General features: G+C 46.7%; 18 protein-coding genes. 17 read left to right on the forward strand and 1 reads right to left on the reverse strand.

Annotation, left to right across the window (positions count from 1 at the left end; genetic code table 11):
* The first annotated feature begins 84 nt into the window (after window positions 1-84).
* From RIN81_RS01910 to RIN81_RS01950, 9 genes are all read left to right on the forward strand, one after another.
* The gene (locus RIN81_RS01910; RefSeq protein ID WP_242232454.1) at window positions 85-993 is read left to right on the forward strand and encodes an aspartate carbamoyltransferase catalytic subunit; all 909 of its coding nucleotides are present in this window, start codon (window positions 85-87) and stop codon (window positions 991-993) included.
* Window positions 977-2,263: a dihydroorotase gene (locus tag RIN81_RS01915; protein WP_309087035.1), complete on the forward strand. Its 1,287-nt coding sequence runs from the start codon at window positions 977-979 to the stop codon at window positions 2,261-2,263. Before RIN81_RS01910 ends, RIN81_RS01915 begins: the two co-directional genes overlap by 17 nt.
* Window positions 2,260-3,351: a carbamoyl phosphate synthase small subunit gene (locus tag RIN81_RS01920; protein ID WP_309087036.1), complete on the forward strand. Its 1,092-nt coding sequence runs from the start codon at window positions 2,260-2,262 to the stop codon at window positions 3,349-3,351. The genes RIN81_RS01915 and RIN81_RS01920 overlap by 4 nt, the downstream gene beginning before the upstream one ends.
* Complete coding sequence (gene carB, locus RIN81_RS01925; protein ID WP_309087037.1) at window positions 3,344-6,550, forward strand: carbamoyl-phosphate synthase large subunit; 3,207 nt, start codon at window positions 3,344-3,346, stop codon at window positions 6,548-6,550. Before RIN81_RS01920 ends, carB begins: the two co-directional genes overlap by 8 nt.
* Entirely contained in the window at window positions 6,547-7,326 is a 780-nt protein-coding gene (locus tag RIN81_RS01930) for a dihydroorotate dehydrogenase electron transfer subunit (protein WP_309087038.1), read from the forward strand. The genes carB and RIN81_RS01930 overlap by 4 nt, the downstream gene beginning before the upstream one ends.
* A complete protein-coding gene (locus RIN81_RS01935) occupies window positions 7,323-8,234 on the forward strand; it encodes a dihydroorotate dehydrogenase (RefSeq protein WP_309087039.1) in 912 nt (303 codons plus the stop codon). Before RIN81_RS01930 ends, RIN81_RS01935 begins: the two co-directional genes overlap by 4 nt.
* Window positions 8,234-8,941 carry an orotidine-5'-phosphate decarboxylase gene (pyrF, locus tag RIN81_RS01940; RefSeq protein ID WP_309087040.1) on the forward strand — a complete coding sequence of 236 codons (708 nt, stop codon included), beginning with the start codon at window positions 8,234-8,236 and terminating at the stop codon, window positions 8,939-8,941. Before RIN81_RS01935 ends, pyrF begins: the two co-directional genes overlap by 1 nt.
* A 1-nt stretch (window position 8,942) precedes the next feature.
* Window positions 8,943-9,569 carry an orotate phosphoribosyltransferase gene (gene pyrE / locus RIN81_RS01945; protein WP_242232101.1) on the forward strand — a complete coding sequence of 209 codons (627 nt, stop codon included), beginning with the start codon at window positions 8,943-8,945 and terminating at the stop codon, window positions 9,567-9,569.
* A gap of 90 nt (window positions 9,570-9,659) precedes the next feature.
* Window positions 9,660-10,187 carry a GNAT family N-acetyltransferase gene (locus RIN81_RS01950; protein WP_309087041.1) on the forward strand — a complete coding sequence of 176 codons (528 nt, stop codon included), beginning with the start codon at window positions 9,660-9,662 and terminating at the stop codon, window positions 10,185-10,187.
* 21 nt (window positions 10,188-10,208) lie between these two features.
* On the opposite strand, the gene RIN81_RS01955 is transcribed toward RIN81_RS01950, so the two are convergent.
* On the reverse strand, window positions 10,209-11,912 hold the full coding sequence (locus RIN81_RS01955; protein WP_309087042.1) for an Rqc2 family fibronectin-binding protein: 1,704 nt from the start codon (window positions 11,910-11,912) through the stop codon (window positions 10,209-10,211).
* A 144-nt stretch (window positions 11,913-12,056) separates the two neighbouring features.
* Here RIN81_RS01955 and RIN81_RS01960 point away from each other — a divergent pair, with 144 nt between their 5' ends.
* The 8 genes from RIN81_RS01960 to fmt all read left to right on the forward strand — a co-directional run bounded on the left by RIN81_RS01960 (window position 12,057) and on the right by fmt (window position 18,610).
* Window positions 12,057-12,305 carry a hypothetical protein gene (locus tag RIN81_RS01960; protein ID WP_309087043.1) on the forward strand — a complete coding sequence of 83 codons (249 nt, stop codon included), beginning with the start codon at window positions 12,057-12,059 and terminating at the stop codon, window positions 12,303-12,305.
* Window positions 12,306-12,361: 56 nt separating this feature from the next.
* Window positions 12,362-12,622, forward strand: coding sequence for an extracellular matrix/biofilm regulator RemA (gene remA, locus RIN81_RS01965; RefSeq protein ID WP_050181503.1), 261 nt, complete (start codon window positions 12,362-12,364; stop codon window positions 12,620-12,622).
* Window positions 12,623-12,627: 5 nt separating this feature from the next.
* Window positions 12,628-13,251, forward strand: coding sequence for a guanylate kinase (gmk, locus tag RIN81_RS01970; RefSeq protein WP_251270308.1), 624 nt, complete (start codon window positions 12,628-12,630; stop codon window positions 13,249-13,251).
* Entirely contained in the window at window positions 13,251-13,478 is a 228-nt protein-coding gene (rpoZ, locus tag RIN81_RS01975; protein ID WP_309087044.1) for a DNA-directed RNA polymerase subunit omega, read from the forward strand. The genes gmk and rpoZ overlap by 1 nt, the downstream gene beginning before the upstream one ends.
* Before the next feature lie 95 nt (window positions 13,479-13,573).
* A complete protein-coding gene (coaBC, locus tag RIN81_RS01980) occupies window positions 13,574-14,779 on the forward strand; it encodes a bifunctional phosphopantothenoylcysteine decarboxylase/phosphopantothenate--cysteine ligase CoaBC (protein ID WP_309087045.1) in 1,206 nt (401 codons plus the stop codon).
* Complete coding sequence (priA, locus tag RIN81_RS01985) at window positions 14,776-17,172, forward strand: primosomal protein N' (protein ID WP_309087046.1); 2,397 nt, start codon at window positions 14,776-14,778, stop codon at window positions 17,170-17,172. Before coaBC ends, priA begins: the two co-directional genes overlap by 4 nt.
* 14 nt (window positions 17,173-17,186) lie before the next feature.
* Window positions 17,187-17,672, forward strand: coding sequence for a peptide deformylase (def, locus tag RIN81_RS01990; RefSeq protein ID WP_309087047.1), 486 nt, complete (start codon window positions 17,187-17,189; stop codon window positions 17,670-17,672).
* On the forward strand, window positions 17,669-18,610 hold the full coding sequence (gene fmt / locus RIN81_RS01995; protein ID WP_309087048.1) for a methionyl-tRNA formyltransferase: 942 nt from the start codon (window positions 17,669-17,671) through the stop codon (window positions 18,608-18,610). The genes def and fmt overlap by 4 nt, the downstream gene beginning before the upstream one ends.

Below are 18,610 nucleotides of genomic sequence, written 5' to 3' on the forward strand. Positions count from 1 at the left end.
AGAACAGCTTCGTTATGCTGTAAAACGAAAAAACACCCTGAAACCAGGGTGTTTTTTTTATGAAAACGGAGGTAAAAATCGATGCTGAGAAATTTAGTTTCAATTAGGGATTTGCATAAAGATGAAATTTTGTTAATATTAATGCAGGCGCAGAAATTTGCGGAAGGCGAAGTTTGGACACCGCATGAAAAACAGTATGTCGCGAATTTGTTTTTTGAAGCAAGCACGCGGACAAAAACAAGCTTTGAAATGGCAGAGAGAAAACTCGGCTTGGATGTGATCCCGTTTGATGTTGGGAGTTCAAGTGTTTTAAAAGGAGAAACATTATACGACACAGTTCGCACACTCGAAGCCATTGGCGTTAACGCAGTGGTGGTCCGTCACGAAGCCGATGCTTACTACGACGAACTGGTTGGCCATATCGATATTCCGGTCATTAACGCAGGAGACGGATGCGGCCAGCATCCAACCCAATGCCTGCTTGACCTTCTAACCATTCAGCAGGAGTTTGGCACGTTCGAAGGCTTGAAAATCGGCATTGTCGGCGATATCCGGCACAGTCGGGTAGCTCGCTCCAACGCAGAGGCACTGAGACGACTTGGTGCAGATGTGAAATTTTCAGGTCCTCCTGAATGGTTTGAAGAGGATTTCCTCCAGTCAGGAGGGTTCGTTGAAATCGACGAATTAGTTGAGCAGGTGGACGCTTTAATGCTGCTGCGTATCCAGCACGAACGGCATCAGGTCGCTTCGTCGATGACAAAAGAAGAATATCATATCCGTTACGGTTTAACAGAGGAACGGGAGAGCCGGATGAAGCCGGGAAGCATTATTATGCACCCAGCTCCAGTAAATCGGGATGCAGAAATTGCTGACAGCTTAGTTGAATGCGAACGGTCCCGCATCTTTAAACAAATGGAAAACGGTGTATATGTCCGCATGGCGGTCTTAAAAGAAGTGCTTGAGGGGAGATTGGCAAATGAACTGGTTAATTAAAAATGGACAAGTCTTAACAGAAAACGGTGAATTAACCGGAGCAGATGTCCGCATTCAAGATGGGAAGATTACTGAAATCGGCGCTGGCCTCGCAGAAAACGGCGAAGAAACAATCGATGCGGGCGGCAAGCTCATTGCACCCGGCCTGATTGATTTGCACGTGCATCTGCGTGAGCCAGGCGGCGAGCACAAAGAAACAATTGAAACTGGAACGAAAGCAGCCGCTAAAGGCGGATTTACAACGATCGCGGCTATGCCAAATACCCGGCCGGTACCAGATACAGAAGCAAATCTTCAAAAAGTGAATACACTTATTGAGGAAAATGCACAAATTCGTGTGCTGCCGTATGCATCTATTACAATCCGCCAGGCAGGCAAAGAGCTTGTTGACTTTAAAGCACTCAAGGAAAACCAGGCATTTGCTTTTACAGATGACGGAGTCGGCATTCAAGAGGCAGGCATGATGCATGCTGCAATGAAGCAGGCAGCTGCTCTTGATATGGCGGTTGTAGCACATTGTGAAGACAACAGCTTAATTTATGGGGGCGCTGTTCACGACGGTGAATATGCTAAACGTGAAGGCGTGCCGGGCATTCCATCCATTTGCGAAGCCGTTCAAATTGCAAGAGACGTGTTGCTTGCAGAAAATACAGGCTGTCACTACCATGTCTGCCACGTCAGCACAAAAGAATCGGTCCGTACGATTCGCGATGCAAAAAGAGCGGGCATTCGGGTAACTGGCGAAGTATCACCGCACCATCTTGTACTCACGGATATGGATATCCCCGGACAGGATCCTAACTTTAAAATGAACCCGCCGCTTCGCGGGGCGGAAGATAGAAAGGCTCTTATTGAAGGGCTGCTTGACGGAACGCTTGATTTTATCGCAACAGACCATGCACCGCATACAGCAGAAGAAAAAGCAGCAGGCATTCTCAAAGCACCATTCGGCATTACAGGATTCGAAACAGCTTTTCCGCTTCTGTACACCGAGCTAGTGAAAAAAGGTGTGATTACATTGAAGCAGCTTGTAGACTGGATGACGGTGAAACCGGCTGAAGTCTTTAATCTGCCGTATGGCCGCCTCGAAGAAGGTGCCAGCGCTGATCTTACCATTATTGATCTGGATAGCGAAAAAGAAGTAGATCCAAAGACGTTTTTATCAAAAGGTAAAAACACACCATTTGCAGGCCGCGTACTTTCAGGGTGGCCGGCGGCAACGTTTTTTGAAGGAAATCTTGTATGGCAGGAAGGAATGATCAACGAATGAAAAAACAGCTTATTTTAGAAGATGGCACAGTATTTGCTGGTGAAGGATTCGGCAGTGAAAAAGACGTAACGGGCGAAGTGGTTTTTACAACAGGTATGACAGGTTACCAGGAAACCTTGTCCGACCCATCTTACTGCGGACAAATTGTTACATTCACTTATCCGCTTATTGGCAACTACGGTATTAACCGTGACGACTTTGAAACAATTCAGCCGGCTGTAAAAGCACTCGTTGTGAAGGAAGCAGCAGATTTTCCTTCAAACTTCAGAACTGAATTTTCAATCGATGAATATTTAAAGATGAAAGATATTCCGGCTATTTCCGGTATTGATACACGCAAATTAACGCGAATTATCCGCCAGCACGGTGCCCTTAAAGGAGCGATTGTTTCTGCGGATGTAAATCCTGAGGATGTGATTCCACGTCTTCAGGCAACAGTACTGTCAAACGATCAGGTTGCACAGGTTTCTACAAAGTCCGCTTATCCAAGTCCGGGACGCGGTTTCCGGGTTGTCGTAATCGACTTTGGTATGAAGCATGGGATTTTACGTGAATTAAACAACCGTAACTGCGATGTAACAGTCGTACCGCATGATACAACAGCAAAAGAAATTATGCAGTTTAAACCAGATGGTATCATGCTGACAAACGGACCGGGCAACCCGAAAGATGTGCCGCATGCCATCGAAACGATTCGTGAGCTTATCGGTCAGGTGCCGATTTTCGGTATCTGCCTTGGCCACCAGCTGTTTGCTCTTGCTTCCGGTGCCGATACATTCAAGCTGAAATTCGGCCACCGCGGTTCGAATCATCCGGTTAAGGACCTTGAAACAGGACGTACAGCGATCACTTCTCAAAACCACGGGTTTGCTGTAAGCGAAGAATCAATTGCGAATACGGATTTGAAGGTAACACATGTTGCACTTAATGATGGAACAGTTGAAGGGCTGGCTCATAAAAAGTACCCTGCTTTCACTGTGCAATATCACCCAGAAGCTTCACCAGGACCAGAAGATGACAATATTTTATTTGACCGCTTTATTGACTTAATGAAAACAAACGCTGCAAAGGAGACACAACATGCCTAAACATACAGACATCCAAAGTATACTTGTGATTGGCTCCGGCCCGATCGTAATTGGCCAGGCGGCAGAATTTGATTATGCAGGGACACAAGCATGTCTCGCTTTAAAAGAAGAAGGATACCGGGTTATTCTCGTAAACTCAAACCCGGCAACGATCATGACGGATACGGAAATTGCGGATGCAGTTTACATTGAACCGATCACGCTTGAGTTTGTCCGCCGCATTATTCAAAAAGAACGTCCGGACGCGATTTTGCCAACGCTTGGCGGCCAGACAGGGTTGAATATGGCAGTCGAGCTTTCCAATGCCGGCGTGCTGGATGAGTACAACGTAAAAGTTCTTGGTACGAAGCTTTCAGCGATTGAGCAGGCGGAAGACCGCGACTTGTTCCGTTCATTAATGAATGAATTAAACGAGCCGGTGCCGGAAAGTGAAATTATCCACACTTTAGATGAAGCGTATGCCTTTGTTGAGCAAATTGGCTATCCAGTTATCGTACGCCCTGCTTATACACTTGGCGGTACGGGCGGCGGAATTTGCGAAAACGAAGAAGAACTGATTGAAACCGTAACAAACGGCTTGAAACAAAGCCCGGTTACACAGTGTCTTCTAGAAAAAAGCATTGCCGGCTTCAAAGAAATCGAATATGAAGTGATGCGCGATTCAAATGACAATGCAATCGTTGTTTGTAACATGGAAAACATTGACCCGGTTGGGGTTCATACAGGGGATTCGATTGTTGTAGCGCCGAGCCAGACGTTGACAGACCGCGAGTATCAAATGCTCCGCAACACGTCTTTAAAAATTATTCGCGCGCTCGGAATTGAAGGCGGCTGTAACGTTCAGCTTGCACTTGACCCATACAGCTTCCAATATTACATCATTGAAGTAAACCCGCGTGTAAGCCGTTCATCTGCGCTTGCATCAAAAGCGACGGGCTACCCGATTGCAAAATTGGCAGCAAAAATTGCTGTCGGCTTAACACTAGATGAAATGATGAACCCGGTTACCGGCAAAACGTACGCTTGCTTTGAGCCGGCCCTTGACTATGTTGTTTCTAAGATCCCGCGCTGGCCGTTTGATAAATTTGAGAACGCAAACCGTACATTAGGTACGCAAATGAAAGCAACAGGCGAGGTTATGGCAATTGGCCGTACATTTGAAGAGTCAATGCTGAAAGCAGTCCGTTCACTGGAAAGCGGCGTATACCATCTGTCGCTCGATGAGCTGGCTGATAAAGACGATGCATTTCTTGAAAAACGGATTCGCAAAGCAGGAGACGAGCGCTTGTTCTATCTGGGTGAAGCACTTCGCCGCGGCATCACAATCCAAACGATTCATGAGTGGAGCCAAATTGACCTGTTCTTCCTGAAGAAGTTTGAAAACATCGTCAAATACGAAAAAGAAGTCGAAAGCAATCCATTTAACCATGAGGTTGTGAAACGAGCGAAACAGCTTGGATTTGCCGATAAAACCATTGCAAAAGCATGGGGCGTTTCTGAAAAAGAAGTGTACGACTGGCGTAAAGAAAACGGCATTGTCCCTGTTTTCAAAACCGTTGATACATGTGCGGCAGAATTTGAATCAGAAACACCATACTACTATGGCACATATGAAGAAGAAAACGAATCAATTGTAACAGACCGCAAGTCCGTTGTCGTACTTGGCTCTGGTCCAATCCGTATCGGACAGGGTGTTGAGTTTGACTACGCAACGGTACACTCTGTATGGGCGCTGAAAGAAGCAGGTTACGAAGCGATTATTATTAATAACAACCCTGAGACGGTTTCAACAGACTTTAGTATCTCTGACAAGCTTTACTTCGAGCCGTTAACAATCGAAGATGTCATGCACATTATCGATCTGGAAAAACCAGAAGGTGTTGTTGTACAGTTCGGCGGCCAAACGGCGATTAACTTAGCTGGCCAGCTAGTAGAACACGGTGTAAAAATTCTCGGCACAAGCCTTGAAGATGTAGACCGTGCAGAAAACCGTGATAAGTTCGAGCAGGCTCTGCAGGAGCTTGATGTCCCGCAGCCGCTTGGCAGAACAGCTTTCTCAGTAGATGCAGCCGTTGAGATTGCCAACAGTATCGGTTATCCAGTTCTTGTTCGTCCGTCATACGTGCTCGGCGGCCGTGCAATGGAAATTGTTTATAAAGAAGCAGAATTGCTTCAATACATGCAAAATGCTGTAAAAGTCAACCCAGAGCATCCAGTTTTGATTGACCGTTACCTAACGGGTAAAGAAATTGAAGTAGATGCGATCTCTGACGGCACAGATGTAGTCATTCCAGGAATTATGGAGCACATCGAGCGTGCAGGTGTCCATTCTGGTGACTCGATCGCCGTATATCCGCCACAAAAGCTGACAGATGATCAAAAAGCAAAAATTATCGAGTATACAACAAAGCTTGCCAAAGGCTTAAACATTATCGGCCTGCTCAATATTCAATATGTTATTTCAAAAGGTGAAGTATTTGTAATCGAGGTAAACCCTCGTTCAAGCCGGACGGTGCCATTCTTGAGCAAAATTACGAATGTACCGATGGCGAACCTTGCAACAAAAGCGATCATGGGACAGTCATTAAAAGACATGGGCTACGAATCAGGCCTTGTTCCAGAAAAATCAGGTGTTTACGTAAAAGTTCCTGTGTTCTCATTCGCGAAACTTCGCCGTGTAGATACAACGCTTGGCCCTGAAATGAAATCAACGGGTGAAGTAATGGGGAAAGATGCAACGGTTGAAAAAGCACTTTACAAAGGGCTTGTGGCATCCGGTATGAAGATTCCAACTAAAGGAGCTGTTCTCCTGACAGTTGCTGATAAAGATAAAGAAGAAGCGCTGGCAATCGCAAAACGCTTCCACAATATTGGCTTCCAGCTGCTGGCTACACATGGCACAGCCAAGATGATCAGCGAGACAGGCGTACCAGTACAAACCGTGGCCAAAATCGGCGCGAAAGGTCCAGATATGCTGGATGTGATTCGCGGAGGCGAAGCGCAGTTTATTATCAATACTCTTACAAAAGGCAAGCAGCCGGCGCGTGACGGCTTCCGTATCCGTCGTGAATCAGTAGAAAACGGTATTCCATGCTTAACGTCACTTGATACAGCAACCGCGATTTTAGAAGTGCTTGAATCAATGATCTTTAATGCAGAAGCAATGCCAAAGCCGGCATTGGAGGCGGTCCATTCATGATTCAAAAAGAGCTGATGACGGTTGTTTCCCAATCGGAAATCGCTAAAAATATTTTTGAAATGACATTAAAAGGGGCGCTGGTTGATCAAATCGACCAGCCGGGCAAATTTGTCCATTTAAAAGCGAGCGAAGAAATGATGCCCCTTCTTCGCCGCCCAATCAGCATTGCGCGCGTTGAACACGATAAGCAGGAATTTACGATGATTTACCGGGCGGAAGGTGCAGGAACCACTGCACTTTCCCGCAAGCAATCCGGTGACCAGGTGGACGTTCTCGGTCCACTTGGCCACGGTTTCCCGGTTGAAGCAGCAGCTCCTGGAGAAACTGCCCTGTTAATCGGCGGCGGCATCGGTGTTCCACCGCTTTATGAACTATCACGCCGCTTAAATGAAAAAGGCGTAAAGACCATTCATGTTCTTGGCTTTCAAAACAAGGAAGCTGCGTTTTATACAGAACAGTTTGCTGACCTGGGTGAAACATATGTCGCAACAGTAGATGGCTCACTTGGTGAACAGGGATTTGTAACGGATATTGTAAACAAACACGGACTGCGGGGAGACGTATTTTACTCCTGCGGTCCAACTGTTATGTTAAAAGCGGTTGAAAAGCTTCATGCCGCGCCGCGCGGTTTTATTTCTCTTGAGGAGCGGATGGGCTGTGGGATTGGTGCCTGCTTTGCCTGCGTATGTCATCCGGCAGCGGATGAAACAGGAACGGCGTACTTGAAAATCTGCAGCGACGGTCCAGTATTTAAAGCCGGGGAGGTGGCGTTATGAGCCGATTAGCACTAGATCTTCCAGGTTTGTCACTTAAAAATCCGGTTATGCCGGCATCCGGCTGCTTCGGGTTTGGCCGCGAATTCAGCCAGCTCTTTGATTTAAGCACACTTGGGGCCATCATGATCAAAGCAACAACAGAAGCACCGCGTTATGGGAATGCAACACCTCGTGTAGCAGAAACACCGGGCGGTATGCTGAATGCGATCGGGCTTCAAAACCCCGGATTGGAAAAAGTAATCGCCAATGAACTCGAGTGGCTCAAACAGTTTGACGTGCCGATTATTGCCAACGTAGCCGGCTCGCAAACAGAGGATTACGTTCAAGTAGCCAAAGAGATTTCTAAAGTAGAAAACGTTCATGCATTGGAACTCAATATTTCCTGCCCGAATGTTAAAACAGGCGGAATTGCTTTTGGAACCGTACCAGAAACAGCAAAAGAGTTAACGAAACGAGTAAAAGAAGTGTCTGAGGTGCCTGTATATGTAAAGCTGTCGCCTAATGTAACCAATATTGTCGAGATGGCAAAAGCGGTAGAAGACGGCGGCGCAGACGGCATTACAATGATCAACACATTAATTGGCATGCGTATCGACTTGAAAACAGGACGGCCAATTTTATCGAACCGGACAGGCGGTTTGTCAGGTCCAGCCGTAAAACCGGTAGCGATTCGTATGGTGTATGAAGTAAGCCAGCAGACGAATCTGCCAATCATCGGCATGGGCGGTATTTCAAACGTTGAAGATGTGATTGAGTTTTACTTAGCGGGTGCAGATGCCGTGGCAGTTGGCACAGCAAACTTTGTAAATCCATTTATCTGTCCGGAATTAATTGCAGAGCTGGATCAGTACTTAGAAGCTCATAATGTAGATCATATTAGTGAATTAAAAGGACGGAGCTGGAAATAATGGAAAAAGAACCGATTATTGCACTCGATTTCCCGACTTGGCAGGAAACCGAGCAATTTTTTGTGCCCTTTCGCGGAGAGCAGCTTTACGTAAAAGTAGGGATGGAGCTTTACTTGCAAAATGGGCCGTTCATTATTGAACAGCTGAAACAAATGAATCACCGTATTTTTCTCGATTTAAAACTTCATGATATTCCTAATACAGTAGGACAAGCCATGAAAGGCCTGGCGGCGCTTGGCGTGGATATGATTAATGTCCATGCAGCCGGCGGAGTTGAAATGATGAAGCGTGCCCGCGAAGGCCTGGATGCAGGTGCTCAAGGCAGCCGGCCTGTACTGCTTGCGGTTACGCAGCTGACTTCGACATCGGAAGAAGCGATGCAGCAGGATCAATTAATCAAGGTTCCGCTCGGGGAGTCTGTCCGCCATTATGCCCAAAAAGCGCAGGAAGCCGGCTGTGATGGAGTGGTTTGCTCTGTTTTAGAAGCAGCGGCTATTCGCGAAGCATGCGGGGAAGCATTCTACAAAGTAACACCTGGCATTCGCTTAAAAGACGGGCAGGCAGACGATCAAAAGCGTATTGCGGATCCGTCTGAAGCGCGTAAAATCGGTTCAACGATGATTGTAGTAGGGCGTCCAATTACAAAAGCAGCCGACCCGGTTGCAGCCTATCAACATGTGAAAGCACTCTGGGGAGGACAAGCATAAAATGAAAAAGCAAATTGCAGAAGAATTACTCGAAATCCGTGCGGTTTTTTTACAGCCAAATGATCCGTTTACATGGTCATCCGGCATGAAATCACCCATTTATTGCGATAATCGTTTAACATTATCGTATCCGAAAACGCGCCAAAAGATCGCTGCTGGACTGGCAGAACTGATCCAAAAAGAATATCCGGAAGCAGAAATCATTGCCGGCACTGCAACAGCAGGCATTCCGCATGCTGCCTGGGTTTCAGACGTATTGAATTTGCCAATGTGCTATGTGCGCTCAAAAGCAAAAGAGCATGGCAAAGGCAACCAGATTGAAGGAAAAGCGGAGCCCGGCTCAAAAGTAGTCGTCATTGAAGATTTGATTTCAACAGGCGGCAGCGCGATCACGGCAGCAGAGGCGCTCCGTGCAGCAGGATGTGACGTTTTAGGCGTAGCAGCCATCTTTACATATGGACTGCCAAAAGGAGATGCACGCCTGGCGGAAGCAGAATTAAAAGCTGTTGCGCTAAGTGATTATGATGCACTGATTGAAGTTGCTGCTGAAAAGAATTACGTAAAAACAGAAGACATCGAAACGCTGAAAAAATGGAAACAGGCGCCCGATGCATGGGGCATCAACTAATTTCCAGGCGGCCGTGATTGATCACGGCCGCTTTTTTGTTTGGAAAAATATGATACAATCGTGTCAATTTTATCGGCGGGAGGAATCGATGTGGCAGAATACAAGGTAAAATTAATAAATCCCTCTTCTCATTTAAAAGAAGAATACCGCTCGTTTTATGAAGAATGGGAAGCAAGCGGTGAAAAGATGATACCGTCGGTGATTGAACGGGATCCATCCCATTTTGAAGAAATGCTTCAGTTTCTGCGGGACAATGAAAAGGCCATCCGTATTCCAGCCGGCTGGGTGCCTGATTCCACATACGGGCTGATTGATGAAAGGAAGCGAGTCCTTGGCGTTGTCAATATCCACCATGCTTTAACACCTTTTTTGCGAAACAGCGGCGGGCACGTCGGTTACGGTATCCGGCCTTCTGAACGAAGAAGGGGCTATGCGGCTTCCTTGCTTGGACTGTCAATTCAAAAAGCAAGAGAGCTCGGTATCGAGCGGGTTTTGGTTGTTTGTGACGAAGACAATATCGGGTCTTTTAAAACCATTGTAAAAAATGGCGGTACCGCCGATCGGGACTTTATAGAGGAAGATGGAACCGTCGTCAAACGATTTTGGATCGACACATAAAAAGAAAGTGAGCGGGTGCGCTCACTTTCTCATTTTCATGACTTTCCCTTCATCCGGGGTAACATACACCGTATGCTGATTATCGTAAATCACAAAACCGGGCTTTGCACCGGACGGTTTTTTCACGTGGCGTACTTTTGTGTAGTCAACTGGAACAGAAGAAGAGTCTTTTGCTTTGCTGTAGTAGGCAGCAATCATGGCAGCTTCTAAAATCGTTTCCTCCGACGGATCGTCTGAACGAATCACAATATGCGATCCCGGAATGTCTTTTGTATGAAGCCAGATATCATCCCGGCGTGCTGCTTTATTCGTTAAATAATCATTTTGGCGGTTGTTTTTACCCGCGTAAATAAGCGTTCCGTCTGTGGCCATATATTCTTCAATGACCGGCTTGTCCACTTTCTTTTTCTTCTTGATATGCCGTGCTTTTAAGTAGCCTTCTTCAGCGAGCTCCTCGCGAATTTCTTCAATATCCCGTGGAGAAGCTGATTCAAGCTGCTGAAGGAGGGCTTCAAAATATTGAATTTCCTCATTTGTTTTTTCGATCTGCTCCTGCACCGCTACAACCGCATGTTTTGCTTTATGATAACGTGAAAAGTACTTTTGTGCATTGTCAGCCGGACTTTTTTGCGGATCAAGCTGGATCGTCACTGTTGCTCCATTTTCATCATAATAATTTACAACGTCAATTTCTGTCATGCCTTTTTTCACTGCATATAAATGGGCTGTTAACAGCTCGCCCATGCGCTGATACTCACCGGCATTTTCCGCTTCCTGAAGAGTGCGCTTCAGCTTACCGATTTTGGTGCGGTTTTTCTGCAGCTCATTTCCGATCAAACGCTCGAGGTCGTTTGCCTGCTGGCGTACACGGTCACGCTCCGCTTTACCGAAATAGTACCGGTCTAAGAGCGAAGAAACCGTTTCAAAGAATGTGCGCTCTCCCTTTAGGTGGGAAAGATCCATCATGTAGAAAAATGATTTGTCGCCGTTTTCAATCATCACAGGGGAATACGCAGCTTTTTTTATAGGATCTATCACGTCAAGAAACGCAGCTGGCACTGTTTCACGGTTAGCAAGGCCGGCGCGGGCGACAATTTCATTGCTGATAAGCGGAGAAAAGCCTTCAAACGCTGACACGAGCTGTTTGGCAATTTTCCCTGCATTAAAATCTACAGCACGCTGAATGGTTTCCTTATCAGCAGCCAGCGGATTTTGCTTGTTTTGTGCAGGCGGTTCTACGTATGCTGCTCCGGGCAGAATGGTCCGGTAGCTGTTCATAGAAGATGGAACATGCTTGATGCTGTCAATGATCGTTCCTTTTTCCTTGTCAACAAGAAGAATATTGCTGTGACGGCCCATAATTTCCACGTACAACTGCTTGTAGGAAATATCTCCGATTTCATTTTTCCCTTTAAATTCAAAACAAATGGTCCGGTCAAGACCAAACTGGCGGATGTCTTCTAAAATAGCACCATCTAAATGCTTGCGCAGCATTACACAGAAAAGCGGCGGCTCAGATGGATTTTCCTGAACGTTTTCCGTCAGCTGTACCCGTGCATAAGACGGATGGGCAGATAAAAGCAGGCGGTTATTTTTGCCTCTCGCCCGAATGATCATAATGGTTTCGTTTTTAAATGGCTGGTGAATTTTGTTGACTCGGCCGCCTGTCAAGGCTTCCTTTAATTCTTCTACCATTGCTTTTGTAAATAGTCCATCGAATGCCATGAATCATACTCCCTTTTTGAACGAACATATTTATTCATCTTACCATGGGATGGGGCCTTTCGTAAATTTGAGGACATTTCTTTTGTAACCGTTCAAACTGCTGTATACTTATTCTGACAAACTTATACAGAAAAGAGGCGTATTATGACAGAGCTGGTCGCAGTAGTTATGATTTTTTCCATCCCTCTTGCTGCCATTTTTACATCTTATAAAAGAAGCCAAATGAAATTGCAATACAAAATGATTAAAGAACAAGTGCAACTGGAAAAACTAAAGCAGGAAAACTTTCTATTGGAAACAGAAAAAATGAAAACCGATCTCCGCCTTTCAACCCCCTTTGAAGAAAAAGAAGAGGTTCTTGCATTTATCGAGCAGGAAAAGCAACATTTATGATATAATAATTCGAGTGTGCAAAAACGGACGAAACGTGACAAAGGGGATCAAGATTGATGCAATTAATCAATATTGGATTTGGCAGTGTCGTCTCGGCAGAGCGGATTGTAGCGATTGTCAGCCCGGAGTCGGCACCGATGAAGCGGCTCGTTCAAGAGTCGCGTGAAAAAGGAAATCTCGTCGATGCCACATTTGGCCGCCGGACACGTGCGGTCATTTTAACAGACAGCCATCATGTTATTTTGTCTGCTGTTCAGCCGGAAACGGTGGCGAATCGTGCGGCGCTAAAAGATGAGGATGCTGAGGAAGGATTGTGAAGTAAGTGAAAGAAAAAGGTTTGCTGATCGTATTGTCCGGACCGTCCGGCGTGGGCAAAGGAACGGTGCGTAAAGCGATTTTTTCAAGAAAAGATGTAAAGTTCGAGTATTCCATTTCCATGACAACGCGCAAACCGCGCGAAGGAGAAGTGGACGGCGTTGATTACTTTTTTAAATCCCGCGAGGAATTTGAGCAGCTGATCAAGGAAGGGAAACTGCTTGAATACGCAGAATTTGTCGGCAACTATTATGGAACGCCGGTTGATTACGTTCGGGAAACGCTCGACGCAGGGAAAGATATTTTCCTTGAAATTGAAGTAGAGGGTGCAAGACAGGTGCGTGAAAAGTTTCCGGAAGGACTGTTTATTTTCTTAGCGCCGCCGAGTCTTTCGGAGCTGCACAGCCGGATTGTCGGCCGCGGTACGGAGACGGATGAAGTGATCCGGGGCCGTATGGAGCAGGCACGCAAAGAAATTGATATGATGGACTTGTATGACTACGTCGTTGAAAATGATGAAGTAGAGCGGGCATGCTCGCGCATTCAGTCTATCGTTGAAGCAGAGCACTGCCGGCGTGAGCGTGTACAGCACCGCTACCAAATTATGCTTGAACTGGAAGGGGAACAATAATGCTATATCCATCTATTGATAACTTACTAACAAAAATTGATTCTAAATATTCATTGGTCAGCGTAGCTGCAAAGCGCGCCCGTTCAATGCAGGAAAACAAAGGAAAAGGCGTGCTTGGAGCGTATCGGTCGCACAAGTTTGTTGGAAAGGCGCTTGAAGAGATTTATGCGGATGAGCTTGTCATGAAAAAGAAAGACGAGAACAAAACGTACTCAGACGAAGTGTAAATAAGAAAAACGGAAAAGGGCGGCGAATACCGGCCTTTTCTTTTTGTATGCTATCATATTGGCATAAAGAGTTGACTGGAACGGAGGAAAAGGGAATGAACGGAAAAAACATTTTGCTTTGCGTCAGCGGCGGCATAGCAGTTTACAAAGCGGCGGCACTAACGAGCAAGCTGAAACAGGCGGGTGCTCATGTGAAAGTAGTCATGACCGAATCCGCCCGTAAGTTCGTAGCGCCGGTCACTTTTCAGGCGCTGTCCGGTGAACCGGTATATACCGATACATTCGATGAAAAAGATCCCGCTAAAATTGCTCATATTGATATTGCAGACTGGGCAGACCTTGTGATTGTGGCACCGGCAACAGCAAATATCATTGCCAAAATGGCTCACGGGATGGCAGATGACATGGTATCAACTGTTCTCCTGGCCGGTACAGCGCCAAGGTGGATTGCACCCGCCATGAATGTAAATATGTATGCGCACCCTGCTGTACAAAAAAACATGGAAACACTGCGGTCGTTCGGCTGCCGGTTTATCGAACCCGGTGAAGGCTACCTTGCCTGCGGATATACAGGGAAAGGGCGGATGGAAGAGCCTGAGAGGATTGCAGAACTTGCCACTCAATTTTTCGCTAAAGGCGAACAAAAGATTCTTCAAGGAAAACGAGTTGTCGTAACAGCAGGGCCCACACGTGAAGCGATCGATCCAGTGCGCTTTTTTACCAATAAATCAACAGGCAAAATGGGATATGCAGTGGCGGAAGCAGCACGGGAACTTGGGGCAGATGTTACGTTAATTTCAGGACCTGTAGCGATCAAGCCTCCTGGTGGTGTAACCGTCCGACAGGTAGAAAGTGCAGAAGAAATGTTTCAGGAAGTGATGCGCGTTTATCCTGATGCGGATATTGTTGTGAAAACGGCTGCTGTTGCAGACTACCGCCCTGCTTTTGTGCTTGACAATAAAATGAAAAAGCAGGACGGTTCGCTTACAATTGAGCTTGAGCGGACGAAGGATATTTTAAAAACACTTGGCGAACAAAAAGAACACCAATTTTTAATTGGCTTTGCGGCTGAAACAAATGATGTAGAGACGTACGCAAAGAGGAAGCTTGAATCAAAAAACACAGATATGATTGTGGCAAACAATGTCAAGCAGGTGGGAGCCGGCTTCGGCGGTGATACGAATATTATCTCGATCTTCCACCGTGACGGCACACACCAGGACTTTGAGAAAATGACCAAAAAAGAAGCAGCATTCCGTATTCTGCAGGAAGCAGCCGAGCGGATGGGTGAGGAAAAATGAATATCGCTTCTGTCGTCGTGGACGTTGCGGTCCGCCAGACGGACCGCCCGTTTGACTACGAAATTCCTTCCAGATGGGAAGGGATGATTCAGCCGGGTATGCGGGTGATCGTCCCATTTGGCCCGCGCCATGTGCAGGGGTTTGTGCTGGATGTAAAAGAAGAGCCGGAAAGCCGTAAGCTAAAGCCGATTGTAGAACCAATGGATCTTGTTCCGGTATTAAATAAAGAATTGCTTTCACTCGCCGACTGGCTGACAGCCGAATCGTTATGCTTTAAAATTTCAGCGCTGCAGGCGATGCTTCCGGCTGCGATGAAAGCCAAGTATGCAAAGCATATCCGCATAACCGGTCACAGCGCGCTGAGCAGAGAAGCCCATTCCCTTTTTGGAGACCGTGAAGAAATTACATGGGAAGAAGCGTCCGAGGCAGGTGCGCTTGCCCAAATACGCAAGGAAGTAAAAAAAGGATCGCTTGATGTAATTTATTCTGTGAAAAGCAAAGGGCGAAAAAAGACGATTCGTATGGTTCAATGTCCGCTACCTGAGGAAGGACTGGCCCGAACCCTTCAGTCTATGCCGAAAAATGCTATAAAACAATCGGAGGCTCTCCAGCTTTTTCAAGGAACAGAAGGAAAATGGATACCGCTCAAGGAAACAGGTATTTCATCTGCTGTTGCAAAAGCACTCATCGAAAAAGGGCTGCTTTTAGAGAAGCAGGAAGAAACATACCGTGACCCTTTAGCCGGCCGGACATTTAAACCAGATCAGCCGCTTGACTTGACACCTACTCAAAGAGCGGCGATTGAGCCTGTTATTGAGAATATAAAAGAAAACAAAGCAGAAACCTTTCTGCTTCATGGTGTAACCGGAAGCGGGAAAACAGAAATTTATCTGCAATCCATCAGCGAAGTCATTCAAAAAGGACAGGAAGCGATTGTGCTCGTTCCGGAAATTTCATTGACGCCTCAAATGACGGACAGGTTTAAACAGCGGTTTGGCGATGACGTGGCGGTGCTTCACAGCGGACTGTCTACGGGTGAGAAATATGACGAATGGCGGAAAATCAGCCGCAAGGAAGTAAAAGTGGTTGTGGGCGCCCGCTCCGCTGTTTTTGCTCCGTTCGAAAACATCGGGCTAATCATTATTGATGAAGAGCATGAAACAAGCTATAAGCAGGAAGAAAATCCCCGTTACCATGCGCGTGATGTGGCTATTTGGCGGTCCGGTTACTATCAATGTCCGGTTATTTTAGGAAGTGCAACTCCTTCTTTAGAATCCTTTGCCCGGGCAAAAAAAGGGGTCTACAAGCTGTTGACGCTGTCCGAACGTGTCAATGACCGCCCGCTGCCTTCCGTCGATATTGTCGATATGCGTGAAGAGCTGCGGGAAGGAAACCGGTCTATGTTCTCTAGAAACTTATTTGAAAAAATAAAAGACCGCCTTCAAAAAGGAGAACAAACTGTCCTGTTTTTAAATAAGCGTGGATATTCTTCTTTTATTATGTGCCGTGACTGCGGATTCGTGCCGGAATGTCCCAACTGTGATGTGTCAATGACGTATCACCGTCACCGCCATCAGCTGAAATGCCATTATTGCGGCCATGAGGAGCTGTCGCCTGACGTATGCCCGGAATGCGGCAGTGAACATATCCGCCATTTTGGCACAGGTACACAAAAGGTAGAAGAAGAGCTTTTAAAACTGCTGCCGGAAGCGCGGATTATTCGAATGGATGTAGATACAACCGGTACAAAAGGAGCCCATGAACGGCTGCTGAGACGCTTTGCTGACAAGGAAGCTGATATACTGCTCGGCACGCAGATGATTGCCAAAGGACTTGATTTTCCGGATATTACGCTCGTCGGTGTTTTAAGCGCGGATACGATGCTGCATTTGCCGGATTTTCGTGCATCAGAAAAAACATTTCAGCTTTTAACGCAAGTAAGCGGACGGGCCGGCCGGCATACATTGCCGGGTGAAGTGGTGATTCAAACCTATACGCCGGAGCATTACAGCATTCAGCTTGCTGCTGACCAGCATTACGAAGCATTTTACGAGCAGGAGATGCAAGTGAGAAAAGCGGGAGGCTATCCTCCATTTTATTTTCTTGCGCTTATTACAGTCAGCCATGAAGAAGCGATTACCGCATCAAGCGAGGCCGGCAAAATTGCCGCCAATATTAAGCCGGAGCTCTCTCCAGCGGCGGTTGTGCTTGGCCCTGTCGCTTCACCGATCTCACGGATCAACAATAGATATCGGTGGCAATGTTTGATAAAATACAAACGTGAACCAATGCTTGGCACCGTGTTGAAGCAGGTGCTTGAGCATTATGCAAAACAAGGAAAATCAAATGGGCTTATTGTATCTATTGATATTCACCCATATGTACTGATGTAGAAAAGAGGAACGCAATGACGATTTTATCCATTGTTAAACATCCAGCCGACATTTTAGAAACAAAATGCCAGCCGGTTAAACAATTTGACAGTAAATTAAAGCGCCTGGTGCGTGATATGCAGGAAACCATGATTCAAGCGGACGGCGTCGGCCTCGCTGCCCCGCAAATCGGGAAAGATATGCGCCTTGCCATTGTGGATATTGAAGACGAACATGGCTTAATTGTGTTAATCAATCCTGAGCTGCTTTCTTCAGAGGGCAGCCAGACAGATATCGAAGGATGTTTGAGCTTTCCCGATTTATATGGGGAGGTAACCCGCCCCAATCGAATTAAAATCAAAGCTCAAAACGTCAAAGGCCAGTTTTACACGTTTGAAGCAAGCGGATTTCTGGCACGGGCTATTTTGCACGAAATGGATCACTTAGACGGCGTGTTATTTACATCTAAAGTGGAAAAATATATTCCGGCTGAGGAATTGAAAGGAGCGGATGAAGAGTGACCACGATCGTTTTTATGGGAACCCCGGATTTTTCCGTGCCGGTGCTTGAGCAGATCATCAAAGACGGCTACGAAATCCTAGCTGTGGTCACACAGCCCGATCGACCTGTAGGCCGTAAAAAAGTGTTAACGCCGCCGCCGGTTAAAGCAGCAGCTCTAGAGCATGGGCTTCCGGTTTTGCAGCCTGAAAAGCTGTCGAAGTCGGCCGAGCTTGATGAAATTATCGCCTTAAAGCCTGATTTAGTCGTTACGGCAGCATACGGGCAGCTTTTGCCGAATGCCCTTCTTGAGGCGCCAAATTATGGGTGCATTAATGTTCATGCCTCTCTTTTGCCGGAACTCCGGGGCGGTGCTCCGATTCACTATTCGATCCTTCAGGGAAAAAAAGAAACAGGCATCACGATTATGTATATGGCTGAAAAACTGGATGCAGGGGACATTATTTCACAGGCGGCTGTGACCATTGAGGAAGATGACAACACAGGCACCCTGCACGACAAACTAAGTGCGGTTGGTGCGGAGTTGCTGTCTAAAACCATCCCGGCTATCATCGAAGGCACTTCTTCGCGGACCCCCCAGGACGGGGCAAAAGCAACATTTGCGCCTAATATTCGCCGTCAGGATGAAAAAATTGACTGGAGCCGCCCGGGAGAAGAACTGTACAATCAGGTAAGAGGGCTTTGCCCCTGGCCGGTTGCGTATACCACTCTTAATGAGGCCGTCGTGAAAGTATGGAAAAGTGAAAAAACGGCGGGCAAAAGCGGCGCACCCGGCACCGTACTTGCTCTTGAAGAGGACGGCATTGTCGTTGCGACCGGTTCAGAAACAGCGCTTAAAATAACAGAATTGCAGCCGGCAGGAAAAAAACGGATGAGTGCACGCGATTACCTGCGTGGTTCAGGATCATTCCTTCAAGCCGGTGCTGTATTTGGAGACTAA

This window comes from Domibacillus sp., from assembly GCF_031181085.1.
In the GTDB taxonomy this organism is placed as follows: domain Bacteria; phylum Bacillota; class Bacilli; order Bacillales; family Domibacillaceae; genus Domibacillus.

Excerpts from the sequence above, each read along its gene's own strand:
- pyrE (WP_242232101.1), top strand. The coding sequence starts at position 8,943 with ATGAAAAAGCAAATTGCAGAAGAATTACTCGAAATCCGTGCGGTTTTT.
- remA (WP_050181503.1), top strand. The coding sequence starts at position 12,362 with ATGCAATTAATCAATATTGGATTTGGCAGTGTCGTCTCGGCAGAGCGG.
- carB (WP_309087037.1), top strand. The coding sequence starts at position 3,344 with ATGCCTAAACATACAGACATCCAAAGTATACTTGTGATTGGCTCCGGC.
- priA (WP_309087046.1), top strand. The coding sequence starts at position 14,776 with ATGAATATCGCTTCTGTCGTCGTGGACGTTGCGGTCCGCCAGACGGAC.
- coaBC (WP_309087045.1), top strand. The coding sequence starts at position 13,574 with ATGAACGGAAAAAACATTTTGCTTTGCGTCAGCGGCGGCATAGCAGTT.
- RIN81_RS01930 (WP_309087038.1), top strand. The coding sequence starts at position 6,547 with ATGATTCAAAAAGAGCTGATGACGGTTGTTTCCCAATCGGAAATCGCT.
- pyrF (WP_309087040.1), top strand. The coding sequence starts at position 8,234 with ATGGAAAAAGAACCGATTATTGCACTCGATTTCCCGACTTGGCAGGAA.
- RIN81_RS01955 (WP_309087042.1), bottom strand. The coding sequence starts at position 11,912 with ATGGCATTCGATGGACTATTTACAAAAGCAATGGTAGAAGAATTAAAG.
- rpoZ (WP_309087044.1), top strand. The coding sequence starts at position 13,251 with ATGCTATATCCATCTATTGATAACTTACTAACAAAAATTGATTCTAAA.
- RIN81_RS01915 (WP_309087035.1), top strand. The coding sequence starts at position 977 with ATGAACTGGTTAATTAAAAATGGACAAGTCTTAACAGAAAACGGTGAA.
- RIN81_RS01960 (WP_309087043.1), top strand. The coding sequence starts at position 12,057 with ATGACAGAGCTGGTCGCAGTAGTTATGATTTTTTCCATCCCTCTTGCT.
- RIN81_RS01920 (WP_309087036.1), top strand. The coding sequence starts at position 2,260 with ATGAAAAAACAGCTTATTTTAGAAGATGGCACAGTATTTGCTGGTGAA.
- RIN81_RS01935 (WP_309087039.1), top strand. The coding sequence starts at position 7,323 with ATGAGCCGATTAGCACTAGATCTTCCAGGTTTGTCACTTAAAAATCCG.
- def (WP_309087047.1), top strand. The coding sequence starts at position 17,187 with ATGACGATTTTATCCATTGTTAAACATCCAGCCGACATTTTAGAAACA.